Source organism: Serratia sp. AKBS12, from assembly GCF_024793895.1.
Lineage (GTDB): Bacteria > Pseudomonadota > Gammaproteobacteria > Enterobacterales > Enterobacteriaceae > Serratia_F.
In genome coordinates this window covers 751,890-769,422 of record NZ_JANUSB010000015.1, presented here as the reverse complement: position 1 = coordinate 769,422, position 17,533 = coordinate 751,890, and the positions used below count along the sequence as shown (strand labels likewise).

Annotated in this window: 21 protein-coding genes; 19 read left to right on the top strand and 2 right to left on the bottom strand. The window is 57.9% G+C overall.

The genetic code is table 11. The annotated features are described in order from the left end of the window. Positions 1-21: 21 nt before the first annotated feature. The 6 genes from fliS (at position 22) to NYE85_RS13500 (ending at position 4,905) form a co-directional block, all read left to right on the top strand. Positions 22-432: a flagellar export chaperone FliS gene (gene fliS / locus NYE85_RS13525; protein ID WP_259005280.1), complete on the top strand. Its 411-nt coding sequence runs from the start codon at positions 22-24 to the stop codon at positions 430-432. Continuing rightward, entirely contained in the window at positions 432-800 is a 369-nt protein-coding gene (gene fliT, locus NYE85_RS13520; RefSeq protein ID WP_004961541.1) for a flagella biosynthesis regulatory protein FliT, read from the top strand. The genes fliS and fliT overlap by 1 nt, the downstream gene beginning before the upstream one ends. 290 nt (positions 801-1,090) lie before the next feature. Then, a complete protein-coding gene (locus tag NYE85_RS13515; protein WP_259005279.1) occupies positions 1,091-1,906 on the top strand; it encodes a helix-turn-helix transcriptional regulator in 816 nt (271 codons plus the stop codon). 256 nt (positions 1,907-2,162) lie between these two features. Next, on the top strand, positions 2,163-2,525 hold the full coding sequence (locus tag NYE85_RS13510) for a GtrA family protein (protein ID WP_259005278.1): 363 nt from the start codon (positions 2,163-2,165) through the stop codon (positions 2,523-2,525). Then, the gene (locus NYE85_RS13505; RefSeq protein WP_259006327.1) at positions 2,522-3,451 is read left to right on the top strand and encodes a glycosyltransferase family 2 protein; all 930 of its coding nucleotides are present in this window, start codon (positions 2,522-2,524) and stop codon (positions 3,449-3,451) included. The genes NYE85_RS13510 and NYE85_RS13505 overlap by 4 nt, the downstream gene beginning before the upstream one ends. Next, on the top strand, positions 3,451-4,905 hold the full coding sequence (locus NYE85_RS13500; protein WP_259005277.1) for a hypothetical protein: 1,455 nt from the start codon (positions 3,451-3,453) through the stop codon (positions 4,903-4,905). Before NYE85_RS13505 ends, NYE85_RS13500 begins: the two co-directional genes overlap by 1 nt. A gap of 37 nt (positions 4,906-4,942) precedes the next feature. Here NYE85_RS13500 and fliE read toward each other — a convergent pair whose 3' ends face one another. Beyond that, the gene (gene fliE, locus NYE85_RS13495) at positions 4,943-5,257 is read right to left on the bottom strand and encodes a flagellar hook-basal body complex protein FliE (protein WP_259005276.1); all 315 of its coding nucleotides are present in this window, start codon (positions 5,255-5,257) and stop codon (positions 4,943-4,945) included. A 341-nt stretch (positions 5,258-5,598) separates the two neighbouring features. Between fliE and fliF the strand changes: the two genes are divergently transcribed. From fliF to fliR, 13 genes are all read left to right on the top strand, one after another. Next, entirely contained in the window at positions 5,599-7,317 is a 1,719-nt protein-coding gene (gene fliF, locus NYE85_RS13490) for a flagellar basal-body MS-ring/collar protein FliF (RefSeq protein WP_259005275.1), read from the top strand. Continuing rightward, positions 7,314-8,306, top strand: coding sequence for a flagellar motor switch protein FliG (gene fliG, locus NYE85_RS13485; protein WP_004961521.1), 993 nt, complete (start codon positions 7,314-7,316; stop codon positions 8,304-8,306). The genes fliF and fliG overlap by 4 nt, the downstream gene beginning before the upstream one ends. Beyond that, positions 8,299-9,003, top strand: coding sequence for a flagellar assembly protein FliH (gene fliH, locus NYE85_RS13480; protein ID WP_259005274.1), 705 nt, complete (start codon positions 8,299-8,301; stop codon positions 9,001-9,003). Before fliG ends, fliH begins: the two co-directional genes overlap by 8 nt. Beyond that, complete coding sequence (gene fliI / locus NYE85_RS13475) at positions 9,003-10,364, top strand: flagellar protein export ATPase FliI (RefSeq protein ID WP_259005273.1); 1,362 nt, start codon at positions 9,003-9,005, stop codon at positions 10,362-10,364. The genes fliH and fliI overlap by 1 nt, the downstream gene beginning before the upstream one ends. Before the next feature lie 16 nt (positions 10,365-10,380). Further along, positions 10,381-10,827, top strand: coding sequence for a flagellar export protein FliJ (gene fliJ, locus NYE85_RS13470; protein WP_259005272.1), 447 nt, complete (start codon positions 10,381-10,383; stop codon positions 10,825-10,827). Next, complete coding sequence (locus NYE85_RS13465) at positions 10,824-12,017, top strand: flagellar hook-length control protein FliK (RefSeq protein ID WP_259005271.1); 1,194 nt, start codon at positions 10,824-10,826, stop codon at positions 12,015-12,017. The genes fliJ and NYE85_RS13465 overlap by 4 nt, the downstream gene beginning before the upstream one ends. Before the next feature lie 192 nt (positions 12,018-12,209). Beyond that, positions 12,210-12,695, top strand: coding sequence for a flagellar basal body-associated protein FliL (gene fliL / locus NYE85_RS13460; RefSeq protein WP_259005270.1), 486 nt, complete (start codon positions 12,210-12,212; stop codon positions 12,693-12,695). A 6-nt stretch (positions 12,696-12,701) separates the two neighbouring features. After that, positions 12,702-13,706 (top strand): flagellar motor switch protein FliM, encoded by a 1,005-nt coding sequence (gene fliM, locus NYE85_RS13455; protein ID WP_259005269.1) that lies wholly within the window; start codon positions 12,702-12,704, stop codon positions 13,704-13,706. Beyond that, the gene (gene fliN, locus NYE85_RS13450) at positions 13,699-14,115 is read left to right on the top strand and encodes a flagellar motor switch protein FliN (RefSeq protein WP_259005268.1); all 417 of its coding nucleotides are present in this window, start codon (positions 13,699-13,701) and stop codon (positions 14,113-14,115) included. The genes fliM and fliN overlap by 8 nt, the downstream gene beginning before the upstream one ends. Next, positions 14,115-14,510: a flagellar biosynthetic protein FliO gene (gene fliO, locus NYE85_RS13445; protein ID WP_259005267.1), complete on the top strand. Its 396-nt coding sequence runs from the start codon at positions 14,115-14,117 to the stop codon at positions 14,508-14,510. The genes fliN and fliO overlap by 1 nt, the downstream gene beginning before the upstream one ends. 95 nt (positions 14,511-14,605) lie before the next feature. Beyond that, a complete protein-coding gene (gene fliP, locus NYE85_RS13440; RefSeq protein WP_259006326.1) occupies positions 14,606-15,286 on the top strand; it encodes a flagellar type III secretion system pore protein FliP in 681 nt (226 codons plus the stop codon). An 11-nt stretch (positions 15,287-15,297) separates the two neighbouring features. After that, positions 15,298-15,567: a flagellar biosynthesis protein FliQ gene (gene fliQ / locus NYE85_RS13435; protein ID WP_039991980.1), complete on the top strand. Its 270-nt coding sequence runs from the start codon at positions 15,298-15,300 to the stop codon at positions 15,565-15,567. A 2-nt stretch (positions 15,568-15,569) separates the two neighbouring features. Continuing rightward, the gene (fliR, locus tag NYE85_RS13430) at positions 15,570-16,352 is read left to right on the top strand and encodes a flagellar biosynthetic protein FliR (RefSeq protein WP_259005266.1); all 783 of its coding nucleotides are present in this window, start codon (positions 15,570-15,572) and stop codon (positions 16,350-16,352) included. Between the two features lie 207 nt (positions 16,353-16,559). Here the strand turns inward: fliR and flgL are convergent, their stop codons facing one another. Beyond that, positions 16,560-17,525: a flagellar hook-associated protein FlgL gene (flgL, locus tag NYE85_RS13425; RefSeq protein WP_259005265.1), complete on the bottom strand. Its 966-nt coding sequence runs from the start codon at positions 17,523-17,525 to the stop codon at positions 16,560-16,562. Positions 17,526-17,533: the final 8 nt, after the last annotated feature.

The following is a 17,533-nucleotide window of genomic DNA, read 5'->3' as shown; positions in this document are numbered from 1 at the left end:
TTTTCACCAGGTAAAAACAGCATGTACAACCGTAGCGGAACGCAGGCCTACGCACAGGTCAGTCTGGAAAGTGGCGTAATGAGTGCCAGCCCGCATCAGTTAATCGTAATGCTATTCGACGGGGCGCAGAGCGCCCTGTCTCGCGCACGAATTCTGATGGATCAGGGCGATATTGCCGGCAAGGGTCAGGCGATATCCAAGGCAATCAATATTATCGACAATGGTCTGAAAAACAGTCTCGATCACCAGCGGGGCGGCGAGGTAGCGGATAATCTTGCCGCGCTGTATGACTATATGAAACGTCGATTGTTACAGGCTAATCTGCATAACGATCCACAGCTTATTGAAGAGGTGGTCAAGCTGCTGGACAATATTGCCGACGCCTGGCGCCAGATTGGCCCCAACTATCAACCTTCTCAGGACGCCGTTTAATGGAACGTCAACAGCAACTGCTATCCGCCTATCAGCAAATATATACCCTGAGCAGCCAAATGATCGCTCTGGCTAAAACCGGTCACTGGGATCAGTTGGTGGAACTGGAATTGACCTATGTGACCTCGGTGGAAAAAACCGCCGACTTCGCCGGCGTGATGGAATCGTCACTCGCCTTGCAAGAACTGCTGCGCAATAAATTGCAGCAGATCCTGGACAACGAAACGCAATTGCGCGCCTTGCTACAGGCGCGGATGGACGAACTACGTGAATTGATCGGCCAGTCGACGCGGCAAAATGTCGTTAACAGCACTTACGGGCAATTTCACGATCGCGCATTGCTGTTAGGCGAGCCGCAGATCCGCTGATGGTCCTCCCTCAAGGGGGCTAATGGATTGGGTAGCGACACAATCACCCTAAAGGGGTTTATATCATTAGCGTTTGAATTATTCCCCACCGCGTAATTATCGCGATGCGCGTATTGGCATATATATTATGGATATTTATTACTTCAACACGGACGTTTTCTGTTCAGCAGGAAATTGATTTTTGACCATTGACACATGGCGTTGTACTGCCCAACGCATGGAAAACAGTTGCTCCAACGCACCGCAACGCGTAAAGATATTCTTAGAGACTGGCAGCGAAACGAATATCGATGGAACGTACAATTAATCTTTGCCCTGGAATTGGCGCTTCAGCGCACCTTATTCAGCATACTGAATTATTATTTTCTTCGGTATATTTCGAGCAACCGCATCTATATCTGATCCAACAAGGCCACAAGCGCATCCGCTGGCAACAGCAGGAACTGGTGGCGTACCCTGGGGAGCTGATGATGATAGACGGAGGCCAAACCGTTGATATCATTAATGGCCTTTCGGATGATGGCGTATTCAGCTGCCAGTTGCTGACCTGCGATCCGTTACTGTTCGCTGCCACCAGACCGCCCGGCCCTGCGATGTCGGACCATGCCTTCGCCGGCGTGCAAACACTGCGCAATCTCCCCTGCGGCTTTATCCACAGTTTTGAAACCACCCATCTGGCACTGGCGCTGAACAACAGCTTTCCGCTGGCGATCACCCGGCATAAAGTGCTGGAGATCCTGTTATGGCTGACGCAGTTTGGCATCAAGTTCGTGCACAATGAGGTGAAGGATCTGACCCAGCGCGTACGCCGTTGCCTGGCAACCGATCCACACAGTATATGGACCGCCGCCAAAGTCGCCGAGAGTCTGTCGATGAGTGAAGTCATGCTGCGGCGCAAGCTGTCGGCAGAAAATACCGCGCTGCGCAATTTGATGATTGACGTGCGCATGAACAGCGCACTGGCATTGTTGCAATCCACCGACTGGCCGATTTCGCTCATTGCACAACACGTCGGCTATGAAAGTTCTTCCCGCTTTGCCGAACGTTTTCGCAAACGCTTTGGCTTTGTCCCTACCGCCATTCGCGGCCATCAGCGCCCCGAATAAGCCGCCACCGCCAGCGCGTCATGGCGATTAACCGCGATGTTGGCCAGTGTGAATCTCATACGCGGCGGGGCTGGCTGGCGTAACGCGTGCGCAGGGGTGCCTGCCTCATCCAGCTCGCCCCGCATTACACCAACGATCCCGATTTGCCGGGTAAACGGATGCGCGGGCAACAGCATGGCAGCAAAAGCATTGGCCATTGTTGCCATAACCCGGGCAGGTGGTAGGATCTGCCCCTGGAGTCTTTAGGGGTAATCTTATGGACAAGTCCTTTTTCAAGTATGTCGCCATCGGCGTGGTTAACACGGCAATACATTGGGCAATATTTTTTGCCATGCTCAGCTTGGTCAAGGCCGATCAGGCTCTGAGTAATTTTGTGGCTTTTTGCGTGGCGGTGACCTTTTCGTTTTTCGCCAATAGCACGCTGACGTTTAACGCTACGGCGACCACCGCCAGATATGTCATGTACGTCGCCTTTATGGGTTTGCTGAGCATCGCTACCGGGGCCGTCGCCGATAGACTCACCATTACCCCATGGGTAACGCTTATTGCATTTTCTGGCATCAGTCTGTTTTGCGGCTATATCTATGCCAAACATATCGTTTTCAAGGAAAGAAAATGAAAATATCTCTGGTAGTACCAGTATTCAATGAGCAGGAAGCGGTACCTATATTCTATCGTTCGGTACGGACTCATACAGCGTTGAGCCGGCAACCGGTAGAAATCATTTTTATTAATGATGGCAGCACAGATGCTACCGAAACCCTCATTGCCGGTCTTGCCGCCGACGATCCCCTGGTGAAAATCATTTCCTTTACCAGAAACTTTGGCAAAGAGGCGGCGCTGTTCGCCGGCCTGGAAGCGGCTTGCGGCGAGGTCATCATCCCTATTGACGTCGATCTGCAAGACCCGCTCGACGTTATTCCCTTATTGCTGGAAAAATGGCAACGCGGCGCAGACGTGGTATTGGCAAAGCGGAGCGATCGATCCTGCGATGGCCGAATGAAACGGAAAACGGCGGAATGGTTTTATCGACTGCACAATAGAATAAGCACCCCCAAAATAGAAGAAAACGTCGGTGATTTTCGACTGATGTCGCGCGAAACGGTGGACAATATAAAGCAGTTGCCAGAGCGCAACTTATTTATGAAAGGCGTCTTATCCTGGGTGGGCGGCAAGATTGCCATTGTTGAATACACCCGCGACGCTCGCATTGCCGGCGCCAGCAAATTTAACGGTTGGAAACTGTGGAATCTGGCGCTGGAAGGAATAACCTCATTTTCGACCTTTCCATTGCGCATCTGGTCTTATATCGGCTTTGTCATCGCCGGCATCTCTTTTTTTTACGGCGCATGGATGATACTCGATACCCTGGCCTTTGGTAATCCGGTGCGCGGCTACCCCTCATTATTGATATCAATTCTGTTCCTCGGCGGCGTTCAGCTGATAGGCATCGGCATACTGGGCGAATATATCGGCAGGATTTACACCGAAGCAAAAAAAAGGCCCAGATATATAAAGAAAAATTTTAAGGAAGAAAAATCATAATGATTAAAAAGCCTGCATTGTATCTCGCGTTGTTTGTGCTGCTTTGCTTTATATACCTGCAAATTACCAGCGGGATTATTGCCAGCTCCGATGGTGCGTCTGGTCTGTTAGAGGGGCGGGATCTGGCCGCCGGCAATATTCTGCTCCGTGGCTGGAGTCTGTCTACCGTTTCGTTTTATTTTACCGATCTCATCTGGTATGCGACAGCCACGCTGCTGGCAGGCTATGGTGGCTGGCAATCCTCGCTGTTGCCATCAATAATGCTGGCAATATTGAGCGTGTTTGCAATTTACCTAGCGGTAAAAGACGGCAAAAAAAATCTGTGGCCGATCGTTATCGGCTTCGCCGCCCCTGGCGCATTTGCCGCATTAAACACCCTGATGCCAGTGATACATATCGGAACGTATATCTACATACTCGGTTGCTTTATGCTGGCCGACAGATATGCCAATCGCGGTGGCGTCGGCTGTCTGGCCGCGTTGGTCGCGTTGCTTGCCGTTACCCTGTTCAGCGACGATATCAGCAGCTATCTGGCGGTCGTGCCACTGTGTTTATCCTACGGCTATGCGGCATACCAGCGAAAATCAGCGAAGCATGCTGGCGTCGTGGCCATGGCGATCCTGTCCTATCTGCTGGCCAAAATGATTGCTGCCGGGTTTGATGCGCTGGGCGGATTTTATCTCCCCGGCATTCCCTCGCCCACCTTCGTCAATTTTGATGATATCGGCAACAACCTGTACCTGTTCACCAAGGGGATAATTCTCTATTTCAATGCGGATATCTTTGGCAAGTCGCCGGCCAGCAAGCAAGCCGTGTTTTACCTGATAAATCTGTTTGGCATGCTGCTTTTTTTCCTGAACCTTGCGCTGGTCGCAAAGAAAATCAAGCGCCTTTCCCCGTTGGATATCGCCCTGGGGCTGGCAGCATTGATCATGATCCCGGCCTATCTGACCAGCAACAGACCCATCGACGTTTTTGCCGTGCGTTATTTGGTGCCGGTATTTATTTTTGGCGCCATCTTTATTGCCAGAAACATCGAGATGAACGCAAAGTTGTCATATTTGCTGACGGCGGTGTTTATTATTGCCGCCGCAGGAAGCTGGCGGGTTGAGCCCGTGCGCAGCAATCCGGTCGAAATTGTCAATCAGTTGAAAGATGCGATCAGAAATAACCACCTGCAACGAGGCTATGCTACTTTTTGGTATGCTTCATCGGTGTCTATTGACGGTGATATTTCCATTGCGCCGGTCGAGATAGACCAAAATACGCGTAAAATTTCCGCCAGCAGATGGTTGTCTCACGAACGGTGGTATACACGCGGCGGCGACTTTTTTATCGCGGATAGCCCGGAGATGGCAGAGTTGATTAAAAGCCATTATGGCGATCCCGTCAGGGTGATTGCCGTTAATGAAAAAAGCCTATTGATCTACCAGCGGAATATCGTGATTGATTAACCGTGGCGGGGATGAACCTCATCCCCGTGCTGGCGCACTACACTTGCATATTCATTACATCTTGATAGGCCGCAACCAGCTTGTTGCGTACCTGAATCCCCATTTGCAGCGACACCGACGACTTTTGCAGATCCACCATGACGTCGTTGAGGCTGATGCCCGACACGCCCATTTCAAAATTCTGCGCCTGCTGGCGCGCGGTTTGCTGGATGCCGCTAATCTTGCCGATTGCCGCCTTCAGTTCACCGGCAAAGCCGACTCCCTGCGCCGCAGGGGCGTTGGTGACGCCGCTGGCCTGGAGAGCCGTTGCCTGTAGTTGTTGTAATACCCCTTCGATACCTTGAATCGCCACGCTTCCCCCGATTGGCTTTTTGTCGGGCAGGTTTGCACCCGATACAATTCCGATGTTGCACACCCTAACACACCCCAATGGCGCTAAAGCGGCTAATTAACTGCAAAAAACACGGCTTATCGAGCCATCAAACCTGGCGTTAAATGCAAAGATGACATCCCGAAAATGGGGACGCTATCTACCCAATGGATTTCGAGTTGTATCTCTGCGACCACGCGCAACCAACAACCAAACAGCTGAAAGACAAAGGGCGTAGTCCGTTAAGTTATGTGCATCAGGGAGCCAGTTTTGTCACCACACAACGCTAACCATATCGTTCATCTGTCAGGCAAGGGGCAAGCATGAGCGCGTCACTCTCCGCCGGCGAAAATCGTGAAAATGGCCTACAGGCCCAGTGGAATCGCCTGCGCGCCAACCCCAAAATCCCGTTGCTGGTGGCGGCCTCGGCAGCGATAGCCATCGTTGTCGCATTGTTGTTATGGGCGAAAAGCCCGGATTATCGCGTGCTGTACAGCAATCTTAACGACCGTGACGGCGGTGCCATCGTCACGCAGTTGACGCAAATGAACATTCCCTACCGTTTTGCCGAAAACGGCGCGGCGCTGATGATCCCGGCAGAAAAAGTGCATGAAACCCGCCTGCGCCTGGCACAACAGGGCTTGCCGAAAGGCGGCGCGGTCGGGTTTGAACTGCTGGATCAGGAAAAGTTCGGCATCAGCCAGTTCAGCGAACAGATCAATTATCAGCGCGCCCTGGAAGGCGAACTGTCGCGCACCATCGAATCCCTCGGCCCGGTGCAAAACGCCCGCGTGCATCTGGCGCTGCCAAAGCCGTCGCTGTTCGTGCGTGAACAAAAATCCCCTTCCGCCTCGGTGACCCTGAACCTGCAGCCGGGCCGTGCGCTCGATGACGGCCAAATCAACGCCATCGTATATATGGTTGCCAGCAGCGTCGCCGGTTTGCCACCCGGCAACGTCACGGTGGTCGATCAGGCCGGCCGTTTGCTGACCCAATCCGACGGCAGCGGACGCGATCTCAACGCCACCCAGTTGAAATACGCCAGTGAAGTCGAAAATCGCTACCAACGCCGTATTGAAGCAATACTGGCGCCAATCGTCGGCAGCGCCAACGTGCGGGCGCAGGTCACCGCGCAAATAGATTTTTCCACCCGCGAACAGACCGACGAACAGTATCAGCCGAACACGACGCCGGAAAAGGCCGCGATTCGTTCACGACAGCTAAGCCTGAGCGATCAGGTGGGCGGCCAGCCGATCGGCGGCGTACCAGGGGCATTATCCAACCAGCCGAGCGCAGCGCCCAGCGCGCCAATTGAAACGCCAGCGGCCGACGCCACGGCGAAGGCCAATACCGCCGCCAACAACGCCCCTGCCGCGCGGCAAACCAGCGCCAGCAGCGCAACTACCGACAACGGCAACCGCCAGCCGCAAAACAGTCGCCGCGATGAAACCACCAACTATGAAGTGGATCGCACCATTCGCCATACCCAGCATAAATCAGGAGCGGTGCAACGCCTGTCGGTTGCAGTGGTGCTGAACACGCTCGGTAGCGACAAGGACGGCAAGCCGCTACCGATGAGCAAACAGCAACTGGCGCAGATTGAGTCGCTGGTACGGGAAGCGATGGGCTATTCCAGCGCCCGCGGCGACACGCTGAACGTGGTCAATTCCCCGTTTACCGAGATGGAAATGACCGGTGGCGAACTGCCGTTCTGGCAAACGCAGGCGTTTATCGACCAGTTGCTGAACGCCGGCCGTTATCTGCTGATCCTGCTGGTGGCCTGGCTGCTGTGGCGCAAGCTGGTTCGCCCGCAGCTGCAACAGCGTCAGGCGGCGCAGCAGGCCGCCATTGCCGCCGCCAGTGCGCCCACCGCCCGCCCTGCCGAAGCCGGCAAGCCGAGCAATGACGAACTGGTACAGCACAAGCGTTCGCAACAGCGCGTCAGCGCCGAAGTCCAGAGCCAGCGGATCCGCGATCTGGCGGACAAGGATCCCCGCGTGGTCGCTCTGGTAATCCGCCAATGGATGAGTAACGAGATATGAGTCTGACAGGTACAGAAAAGAGCGCCATTCTGCTGATGACGCTGGGAGAGGATCGCGCCGCCGAGGTGTTCAAACACCTTTCATCGCGTGAAGTTCAGCAGTTGAGCGGCACCATGGCCAGCATGCGCCAGGTATCACACAAGCAGTTGAGCGAGATACTGCGCGAGTTCGAAGACGACGCCGAGCAGTACGCAGCGCTCAGCGTCAATGCCAGCGACTATCTGCGATCGGTACTGGTCAAGGCGCTGGGCGAAGAACGTGCCGCCAGCCTGCTGGAGGATATTCTCGAGTCGCGCGAAACCACGACCGGTATGGAAACGCTCAACTTTATGGAGCCACAGAGCGCCGCCGATCTGATCCGCGACGAACACCCGCAGATCATCGCCACCATTCTGGTGCACCTGAAGCGTGGGCAGGCGGCGGATATTCTGGCGCAGTTCGACGAACGGCTGCGCAACGATGTCATGTTGCGTATCGCCACCTTCGGCGGCGTACAGCCGGCCGCACTGGCGGAGTTGACCGAGGTACTGAACAACCTGCTCGATGGCCAAAACCTCAAACGCAGCAAAATGGGCGGCGTACGCACCGCCGCCGAGATCATCAACCTGATGAAAACCCAGCAGGAAGAAGCGGTCATTGACGCAATGCGTGAATACGACGGCGAACTGGCGCAGAAGATCATCGACGAGATGTTCCTGTTCGAAAATCTGGTCGAAGTCGACGACCGCAGCATCCAGCGCCTGTTGCAGGAAGTGGAAGGCGAGTCGCTGCTGATCGCGCTGAAAGGGGCCGAACAACCGCTGCGCGAGAAGTTCCTGCGCAATATGTCGCAGCGCGCCGCCGATATTCTGCGCGACGATCTGGCCAACCGCGGCCCGGTGCGCATGTCGCAGGTGGAAAACGAACAGAAGGCGATTTTGCTGATCGTGCGTCGTTTGGCGGAAAGCGGCGAAATGATCATTGGCGGTGGCGAGGACACCTATGTCTGATCGCATCAACAGCCTGGCCTGGCAACCGTGGGCGCTCAACGACCTGGCGTCGCCGGCAGCGGTGGCATCACCACAGCTGCCGGCGACGCCGGATCAGGAGCCGTTGCCGCTTGACGAACCTGCTGACCCGCAACGGCAGTTGGAAACGCTGCGTTTGCAGGCGCAACAGCAGGGACAGCAATTGGGCTATGCCGAGGGTCAGCAAAAAGGTTACGAGGCCGGTTTCCAGGCCGGTCTGGAAGAAGGCCGCCAGCAGGGCATCCTGCAAGGACAGCAACAGCAGCAGCCGCTGACCGAGCATTGGCAAAACCTGGTGAACGAGTTCCAGCATACGCTGGACGCGCTGGACAGCGTGATCGCCTCACGCCTGATGCAGCTGGCGCTGACCGCTGCCAGGCAGGTGCTCGGCCAGCCGCCGGTGTGCGACGGCAGCGCTCTGCTGGCGCAAATTCAGCAGTTGATTCAACAAGAGCCGATGTTCAGCGGTAAACCGCAGTTGCGCGTGCACCCGGACGACTACGAGCGTGTCGAACAACAGCTTGGCGTCACGCTGAGCCTGCACGGTTGGCGATTGCTGGCGGATGGACAGCTACACCCGGGCGGTTGCAAGGTCAGCGCACAAGACGGAGACCTCGATGCCACGCTGGCTACCCGCTGGCATGAACTGTGCCGTTTGGCCGCGCCGGGAGAGCTGTAATGACTCAGCGCCTCAACCGCTGGCTAACCAGCCTGGATACGCTGGAACAGCGCATCGCGCAGGCGCCGGCGGTGCGCCGTTACGGTCGCCTGACCCGCGCCACCGGCCTGGTGCTGGAGGCCACCGGGTTGCAACTGCCGCTCGGTGCCACCTGCCTGATCGAACGGCACCACGCCGGCGAGGTGCAAGAGGTGGAAAGCGAAGTGGTCGGCTTTAACGGCCAGCATCTGTTTCTGATGCCGCTGGAAGATGTCGAAGGCATTGTGCCCGGCGCACGCGTCTACGCCCGCGTTACTCCCGAAGGCCAACATGCCGGCAAACGGCTGCCACTGGGGCCGGCACTGCTCGGGCGCGTATTGGACGGCAGCGCCAAGCCGCTCGACGGACTGCCTGCTCCCGATACCGGCTACCGCGCGCCGCTTGCCACCGCGCCGTTCAACCCGCTGCAACGAACCCCGATAGAGCAGGTGCTGGACGTTGGCGTGCGCACCATCAACGGCTTGCTCACCGTCGGCCGCGGCCAGCGTATGGGGCTGTTCGCCGGTTCCGGCGTTGGCAAAAGCGTGCTGCTCGGCATGATGGCGCGTTATACCCAGGCCGATGTGATTGTGGTCGGTTTAATCGGCGAACGCGGTCGCGAAGTCAAAGACTTCATTGAAAACATTCTCGGTGCTGCGGGTCGCGCGCGTGCGGTGGTGATCGCCGCGCCGGCCGACGTGTCGCCGCTGCTGCGCATGCAGGGTGCCGCCTATGCCACGCGCATCGCCGAAGACTTCCGCGATCGCGGCCAGCACGTGCTGCTGATTATGGATTCCCTCACCCGCTATGCCATGGCGCAGCGCGAAATCGCCCTGGCGATCGGTGAACCGCCGGCCACCAAAGGCTACCCGCCGTCGGTATTCGCCAAACTGCCGGCGCTGGTAGAACGCGCCGGCAACGGCATCAGCGGCGGCGGCTCAATCACCGCGTTTTATACCGTGTTGACCGAAGGTGACGATCAGCAGGATCCGATCGCCGATTCCGCACGCGCCATTCTTGATGGCCACGTGGTGCTGTCACGCCGCCTGGCCGAGGCCGGTCACTATCCGGCGATAGACATCGAAGCGTCGATCAGCCGTGCGATGACCGCCCTGATCGATGATGAGCACTATCGGCGCGTACGCAATTTCAAGCAGATGCTGGCCAGCTATCAGCGCAACCGCGATCTGATCAGCGTCGGTGCCTATGTCGCCGGCAGCGACCCGTTGCTCGACAAGGCGATGACGCTCTACCCGCAGATGGAGGCCTATCTGCAACAGGGCATTTTCGAACGCAGCGGCTATGACGACGCGTGCGAGCAATTGCGGCAATTGATTGTTTAACCTGGCGGAGAGCAGCATGAATTCATCATCACCGCTGATTACGTTGCGCGATTTGGCGCAAGATGCCGTCCAACAGGCGGCGCAGCAGCTCGGTCAATTACGCCAGGCGCAGCAGGCCGCAGAGCAGCAGCTGTCGATGCTGCTCAATTATCAGGACGAATATCGCCATAAGTTGAACAGCACGCTGAGCGGTGGCATGGGTGCCGCCAGTTGGCAAAATTATCAGCAATTTATCGCCACCCTGGAGCAGGCGATAAGCCAACACCGGCAACAATTGTTGCAGTGGAGTCAAAAAGTGGACCAGGCGGTCAAGCAATGGCAGGACAAACAGCAGCGATTAAATGCCTTCGAAACGCTGCGCACCCGCGCGCTTGACGCCGAACGGCTGCTGGATAACAAACGTGACCAAAAATTGATGGATGAGTTCGCTCAACGTTGCTCACATAGGAATACCACCCCATGAATCTGACCCTGTTGACCGGCCTGACACCGGCCGTTGATAGCACCATGCCCGATCGGGCAGCGCTGCCGCTGGAGGCCACGCAATGGCCTGCGGGTTTCGCGCAACTGCTCGGCGTACGGCTGCTGCCGACGGCGAACCGCGCTGGCCAATTGACGGCCGAGCCCCTGCCAGCCGAACAGCAACCCGCGTCGCCGCTGACCCGTCAGTCGCTTGAGGCGTTGCTGTCGGCGCTGACGCCGCCGGACGCGGACCCGACGCTGACGGGCGTCACCCCGATATCCGATGACGCATTGCTGGTATCGCACCACGGCGACAGCTCGCCGCTGAAGGCGGTAGAAACGCTGGACGCCGCCACCCTGCAAGCGCTGCTCACCATGCTGCCGGCCAGCCCGCCGTCGCAGCAGCCCCCGCCAACGCCGCCCGACGACGCCAGCGGGACAAGGGTGCCTCTCACTACCACCGAGCGCGCATTGCCTTCCCTGCGCCCCGCCGTGACGCCAGCCCCGTCCGGCCAGGCCAACGCATCGCCCCATCGCCAGCCGGAGCTGGCATTGAGCGCCGCCGCGTCACAGACGGATGCGGCGTTAGTCACCGCTAGCGAAGCGGCCAACGGTGCTGGACATCGCATGCCGACTGACAGTCCCTCCTCATTCCACAGCGCGTTGTCGCCGACCATGATGCCGCCGGTGTCCAGCCCGGCCGTCGCCAATCCCCAGCCAGGCGCACTGGTCGCCGCTCCGACGCCGCCGCAGTTGAACGCACAACTCGGCAGCCCGGAATGGCAGCAGGCCCTGAGTCAGCAGGTGCTGATGTTCCACCGCAACGGCCAGCAAAGTGCAGAACTGCGTTTGCATCCGCAAGAGCTGGGCGCATTGCAGATTACCCTGAAGCTTGACGATAACCAGGCGCAGCTGCATATCGCCTCGGCGCACGGCCAGGTGCGCGCAGCGGTGGAGGCGTCAATGCCGCAACTGCGTCATGCGTTGGCGGAAAGCGGTATCAACCTGGGTCAGAGCAGCGTCGGCGGCGAATCGATGTCACAACCGCAGCAGCAGGCGTTCAATGGCAGCGGGCAGCCGTCTTATCAGCCGCAGCACGGCGACAGCGATGCGCCTCCTGACGGCGTAGCCGCACCGGTCGGCCTGCAGGCCATGGCACGGGCGGTGGACGGCGTCGATATTTTCGCCTGAGTCGCGGCTAACGCTGAAGCTGAGAGGCTTTTTCCCGTCTATTCAGGCCATTGCACGGCCAAATTGACGGGATAATACGGCCATCGTTTCCCCCTTACGGTTTGGGGGTCATACCCGACCTGATGCGCGTTAACCATGGCGGGTATTCACGGGCGACGTTCCCCGTGTCAATAACAGGAATTTGATTAGCTAATGTCCCAGAACACCCTAGCAACCGCACCGAAAAAGCGCCCGCTACTGGTTATATTGCTGCTGTTGATTACCGTCGCGGCCTGTGGCGCCGCGGGTTACAGCTGGTGGCTATTGCAGCAGAACAATGACGGTGCTCCGGCCGCCGCCAAACCGCAGCCGCCGGCGGCGCCGGTATTCATGCCGCTCGATACCTTTACCGTCAATCTGCTGACGCCGGACAACAATCCGGATCGGGTGCTGTATATCGGTCTGACGCTGCGTCTGCCGGACGAAGCGACCCGCCGTCAATTGAACGATTTCCTGCCGGAGGTACGCAGCCGTCTGCTGATGCTGCTGTCCCGTCAGGAGGCCGCACAATTGGCGAACGAACAAGGAAAACAGCAACTGGTGGCGCAGATCAAGGACGTACTCAGTCCACCGCTGGTTAAAGGCCAACCTAAGCAGGTGGTCAGCGATGTGCTGTTCACCGCGTTCATACTGCGGTAATTATCCATGGGCGACAGTATTCTTTCACAGGCAGAGATTGATGCCTTGCTCAACGGCGAAGCCGAAGGCGATGAGCCTGCGGTGATTGTCGGTAACGACAGCGACGTCAAGCCTTACGATCCTACCACCCAGCGCCGCGTGGTACGCGAGCGTCTGCACGCGCTGGAAATCATCAACGAACGTTTTGCCCGGCAGTTCCGCATGGGACTGTTCAATCTGCTGCGCCGCAGCCCGGACATCACCGTCGGGCCGATCAGGATCCAGCCGTACCACGAATTCGCCCGCAATCTGCCGGTGCCGACCAACCTGAACCTGGTGCATCTCAACCCATTGCGCGGTACCGCACTGTTCGTGTTTGCACCCAGCCTGGTGTTTATTGCAGTCGACAACCTGTTCGGCGGCGATGGCCGCTTCCCGACCAAAGTGGAAGGCCGCGAGTTCACCCCGACCGAACAGCGCGTGATCAAGCGCATGCTGCGCTTGGCGCTGGACGCCTATGGCGATGCCTGGAGCGCCATTTACCAGATTGATGTGGAATACGTGCGCGCCGAAATGCAGGTGAAATTCACCAATATCACCACCTCGCCGAACGACATCGTGGTCACCACGCCATTCCAGGTGGAAATCGGCGCGCTGAGTGGCGAATTCAATATCTGCATCCCGTTCGCCATGATCGAGCCGCTGCGCGAGCTGCTGACCAATCCGCCGCTGGAAAACTCCCGTCAGGAAGACAGCCGTTGGCGAGAGACGCTGGTAAATCAGGTGCAGCACTCCGAACTTACGCTTACTGCCAATTTTGTCGATATCCCGATGCGGCTGTCGAAAGTGCTGAAACTGCAACCGGGCGACGTGTTACCGATTGATAAGCCGGAACGCCTGATAGCCCACGTCGACGGCGTGCCGGTACTGACCAGCCAATACGGCACCCTGAACGGGCAATATGCCCTGCGTGTTGAACATTTGATTAACCCAATCCTGAATGCTCTGAGTGAGGAACAGCCCAATGAGTGATCCTAAGCAACCGTCTGGCGAAGGAAAGGAATCCGTAGACTCCCTGTGGGCTGACGCGTTTGACGAACAGCAGTCGTCCGAGAAGGCGAGTGCCGCCACCGAGGGCGTGTTTAAAACGCTGGAAGCGCAGGACGCCATCGGCAGCCTGCAAGATATCGATCTGATCCTGGATATTCCGGTCAAGCTGACGGTAGAGCTTGGCCGTACCAAAATGACCATCAAAGAGCTATTGCGTCTGTCGCAAGGTTCGGTGGTCGCGCTCGACGGGCTGGCCGGCGAACCGCTGGATATCCTGATTAACGGTTACCTGATCGCACAGGGTGAAGTGGTGGTGGTCGCCGACAAGTTCGGCGTACGCATTACCGACATCATCACGCCGTCCGAACGTATGCGCCGCCTGAGCCGCTAATGAACGCCAACGCCAGCGTGCAGACGCACACCGTGCAACCGGCAGCCGCCCCGGCGTTGCCGGCCGGTTCGGTATTGACCCAGGTGGGCAGCGCACTCGGCGCGATCCTCCTGCTGATCCTGCTGGCCGGCTGGCTGTTTCGCCGGTTGGGATTTGCCCCGCAGGCGCGCAACGCCGCGTTGCTCAACCTCCGTGCCAGCTGTCAGGTCGGCCAGCGCGAGCGGGTAGTGGTGGTTGAAGTGGATAATACCTGGCTGGTGCTGGGCGTTACCGCGCAAAGTATCACGCCGTTGCATACGCTAAGCACGCCGCCCGCTGCGGCCAAAGCCGCGCCGGCGGCGGACTTTCGCCAATTGATGCACAAAATTCTGCAACACCCGGAAAAATCGGCATGAACCACACTCGGTCTCTCCCACCTGCGACGCCGCTGCGCAGCCGCGCTCTCGCCCCGCTGCTTGCCCTGGTTCTGCTGGCGTTAAGCCCGTCGGCCATGGCGCAGTTGCCGGGGCTGATCAGCCAGCCGCTGGCCGGCGGTGGACAAAGCTGGACGCTGCCGGTGCAAACGCTGGTGCTGCTGACTTCCCTCAGTTTCCTGCCGGCGATGCTGTTGATGATGACCAGCTTCACGCGCATCATCATCGTACTCGGTCTGCTGCGCAACGCGCTGGGTACGCCAACGGCGCCACCCAATCAGGTAATGCTGGGGCTGGCGCTGTTTCTGAGCTTTTTCATTATGGCGCCGGTGTTCGACAAGGTGTATCAGGACGCTTATCTGCCGTTCAGCCAGGATAAGATCAGCATGGAGACGGCAATCGATCAGGGCGCGCAGCCGCTGCGCGAGTTCATGCTGCGCCAGACGCGTGAAGCCGACCTGGCGTTATATGCTCGCCTGGCCAATCTGCCACCGCTGGCCGGGCCGGAGGCGGTGCCGATGCGCATTTTACTGCCCGCCTACGTCACCAGCGAACTGAAAACCGCCTTCCAGATTGGCTTCACGGTGTTCATTCCGTTCCTGATTATCGACCTGGTAGTCGCCAGCGTACTGATGGCGCTGGGGATGATGATGGTACCCCCGGCCACCATCTCCTTACCGTTCAAACTGATGCTGTTTGTGCTGGTGGACGGCTGGCAATTGCTGCTCGGCTCGCTGGCACAGAGTTTTTATTCGTAACGGAGAGCGCAATGACACCTGAATCCGTAATGGCGCTCGGCACCGAGGCAATGAAAGTTGCGCTGGCGCTGGCCGCGCCGCTGCTGTTGGCAGCGTTGATCAGCGGTTTGGTGGTCAGCCTGTTGCAGGCCGCCACCCAGATCAACGAAATGACGCTGTCTTTTATTCCCAAAATCCTGGCGGTAGTCGCCACCATCATCATCGCCGGGCCGTGGATGCTTAATTTACTGCTGGATTATATGCGCATGCTGTTCAGCAATCTGCCCAATCTGATTGGCTGAATATGCTGACCTTCGACAGCGGGCAAATCGGCGTCTGGCTCAGCCAGTATTTCTGGCCGTTGTTGCGCGTGTTAGCGCTGATCGCCACCGCGCCAGTGTTCAGCGAAAAACAAATCAGCAAAAAAGTGAAGATCGGCCTCGGCGGCCTGATCGTGCTGCTGGTGGCGCCCACCCTCCCCGCCAATAACATAGCGATTTTTTCCGTCGACGGCCTGTGGCTGGCCATACAGCAGATACTGATCGGCGTCGCGCTCGGGTTGACCATGCAATTCGCCTTCGCCGCAGTACGTACCGCCGGTGAGGTGATCGGCATGCAGATGGGGCTGTCGTTCGCCACCTTCTTCGATCCGTCCGGCGGGCCGAACATGCCGGTACTGGCGCGCTTGCTCAATCTGTTGGCGCTGCTGCTGTTTCTGGCTTTTGACGGCCATTTATGGCTGATTTCACTGCTGGCGGACAGCTTCCACACGCTGCCGATCCAGGCACAGCCGCTAAACGGTAACGGTTTTCTGGCGCTGACACAGGCCGGCTCGCTGATTTTCATCAATGGCCTGATGCTGGCATTGCCGCTGATCTGTCTGCTGCTGACGCTCAACCTGTCGCTCGGCCTGCTTAACCGTGTAACGCCGCAACTGTCAGTGTTTGTCATCGGCTTCCCGGTGACCATGACCATCGGCATTCTCACCCTCGGCCTGATGATGCCGATGCTGGCACCGTTCTGCGAGCACCTGTTTGGTGAAGTGTTTGATCGGTTGGCAACGGTGATTGGCGGTATGGCAAGCTGAACCGCGGGTTATGCCCGCTTGAGCGGCCGGTTACCACGACGACATAAAAAAAGCCCGTCGCTCAAGCCTTGGTGGGAGAAAGAACGACGGGCCAAACAGCGCGCCCGGTTTAAGAATTCCCCACGCGGCGCGTTGGCCGGCAGCGTCTTCTCAGCGCGCCAAAAGGAGCCTGCCGAGACGCGAAGTAGTCGGCAGGATAGAACGGGGTTAGCGATTCATCTGGAACAGCGACATGCCCTGCATATCGCTGAAGGTTTTATAGGAGGCTTGCAGCGCGGCCTGCTGCATAAAGTAGGACGAGATTGCCTCGACCATATCCACATCCACCAGCGCGCTTAATTGCGCCTGATTGGTCATATCGCGATCTTTGCCAATGCTGTCCAGCGTATCCATTTCCTGCAATTGCGTGCCCAGCTCGGCGCGCACGCTCAACACGTTGTTGTAAGAGTTGTCCAGACCGCGGTTGGCCTTGTCCAACGCTGCGCTGACTTTTTCGCGGGTGGCGTCATCCGCACCCTGCAACGGCGTTTTCAACGCCGCCAGCGCCGTGTCGATGCTGTCAAACACGTTGGCGACCGGCGTGCTACCGTCTGGCTCCGGCTTCGGATTGCTGGTCAGCGTCATGAAAATGGCGTCACCGGTATGGCCAACGGTCATGGTGCGATTGGCATCCACCTTTTGTTCGATCGGCGTCGAACCGCCCTGGTAGCGGACCGAACCGTCGGCCTGCTGCACAAACGGCGGCTGGTCGTTTTTAAAACCGGCGAACATGTAGCGGCCATTGCCGTCGGTGCTGTTGGCCTGGCTCAGCAACTGATCCTTCATCCCCTGCAACTGGGTCGCCAGCGAAGCACGATCGTTATCGCTCAGCGTGCCGTCGCCGGCGTTGACGATCAGCGCCTTCATGTCCTTGATACCGCCGGTGACGTTCGACAGCACGGTTTCTTCCATCGACACGCTCTGCCGCGCGAAGGTGCGCGCCAGGGCGTACTGGCCGTTTTCCGCTTGCGCCTGCGACACCATAATCGCCTGCGAAGCCGCCAGAGGATCGTCCGACGGCGTCAGCACCTTTTTACCGCTGGATAACTGCTGCGCCGATTTCATCCACAGCGATTGATTATCGGTAAGGCCGCTCATGTTTTGTTGATACATCATGCTGGTACTCATGCGCATGGTGTGGA

Bases quoted from the DNA above. Each gene is read 5' to 3' on its own strand.
- fliS (WP_259005280.1), top strand. From the start codon at position 22: ATGTACAACCGTAGCGGAACGCAGGCCTACGCACAGGTCAGTCTGGAA.
- fliT (WP_004961541.1), top strand. From the start codon at position 432: ATGGAACGTCAACAGCAACTGCTATCCGCCTATCAGCAAATATATACC.
- NYE85_RS13515 (WP_259005279.1), top strand. From the start codon at position 1,091: ATGGAACGTACAATTAATCTTTGCCCTGGAATTGGCGCTTCAGCGCAC.
- NYE85_RS13510 (WP_259005278.1), top strand. From the start codon at position 2,163: ATGGACAAGTCCTTTTTCAAGTATGTCGCCATCGGCGTGGTTAACACG.
- NYE85_RS13505 (WP_259006327.1), top strand. From the start codon at position 2,522: ATGAAAATATCTCTGGTAGTACCAGTATTCAATGAGCAGGAAGCGGTA.
- NYE85_RS13500 (WP_259005277.1), top strand. From the start codon at position 3,451: ATGATTAAAAAGCCTGCATTGTATCTCGCGTTGTTTGTGCTGCTTTGC.
- fliF (WP_259005275.1), top strand. From the start codon at position 5,599: ATGAGCGCGTCACTCTCCGCCGGCGAAAATCGTGAAAATGGCCTACAG.
- fliG (WP_004961521.1), top strand. From the start codon at position 7,314: ATGAGTCTGACAGGTACAGAAAAGAGCGCCATTCTGCTGATGACGCTG.
- fliH (WP_259005274.1), top strand. From the start codon at position 8,299: ATGTCTGATCGCATCAACAGCCTGGCCTGGCAACCGTGGGCGCTCAAC.
- fliI (WP_259005273.1), top strand. From the start codon at position 9,003: ATGACTCAGCGCCTCAACCGCTGGCTAACCAGCCTGGATACGCTGGAA.
- fliJ (WP_259005272.1), top strand. From the start codon at position 10,381: ATGAATTCATCATCACCGCTGATTACGTTGCGCGATTTGGCGCAAGAT.
- NYE85_RS13465 (WP_259005271.1), top strand. From the start codon at position 10,824: ATGAATCTGACCCTGTTGACCGGCCTGACACCGGCCGTTGATAGCACC.
- fliL (WP_259005270.1), top strand. From the start codon at position 12,210: ATGTCCCAGAACACCCTAGCAACCGCACCGAAAAAGCGCCCGCTACTG.
- fliM (WP_259005269.1), top strand. From the start codon at position 12,702: ATGGGCGACAGTATTCTTTCACAGGCAGAGATTGATGCCTTGCTCAAC.
- fliN (WP_259005268.1), top strand. From the start codon at position 13,699: ATGAGTGATCCTAAGCAACCGTCTGGCGAAGGAAAGGAATCCGTAGAC.
- fliO (WP_259005267.1), top strand. From the start codon at position 14,115: ATGAACGCCAACGCCAGCGTGCAGACGCACACCGTGCAACCGGCAGCC.
- fliP (WP_259006326.1), top strand. From the start codon at position 14,606: ATGGCGCAGTTGCCGGGGCTGATCAGCCAGCCGCTGGCCGGCGGTGGA.
- fliQ (WP_039991980.1), top strand. From the start codon at position 15,298: ATGACACCTGAATCCGTAATGGCGCTCGGCACCGAGGCAATGAAAGTT.
- fliR (WP_259005266.1), top strand. From the start codon at position 15,570: ATGCTGACCTTCGACAGCGGGCAAATCGGCGTCTGGCTCAGCCAGTAT.
- flgL (WP_259005265.1), bottom strand. From the start codon at position 17,525: ATGCGCATGAGTACCAGCATGATGTATCAACAAAACATGAGCGGCCTT.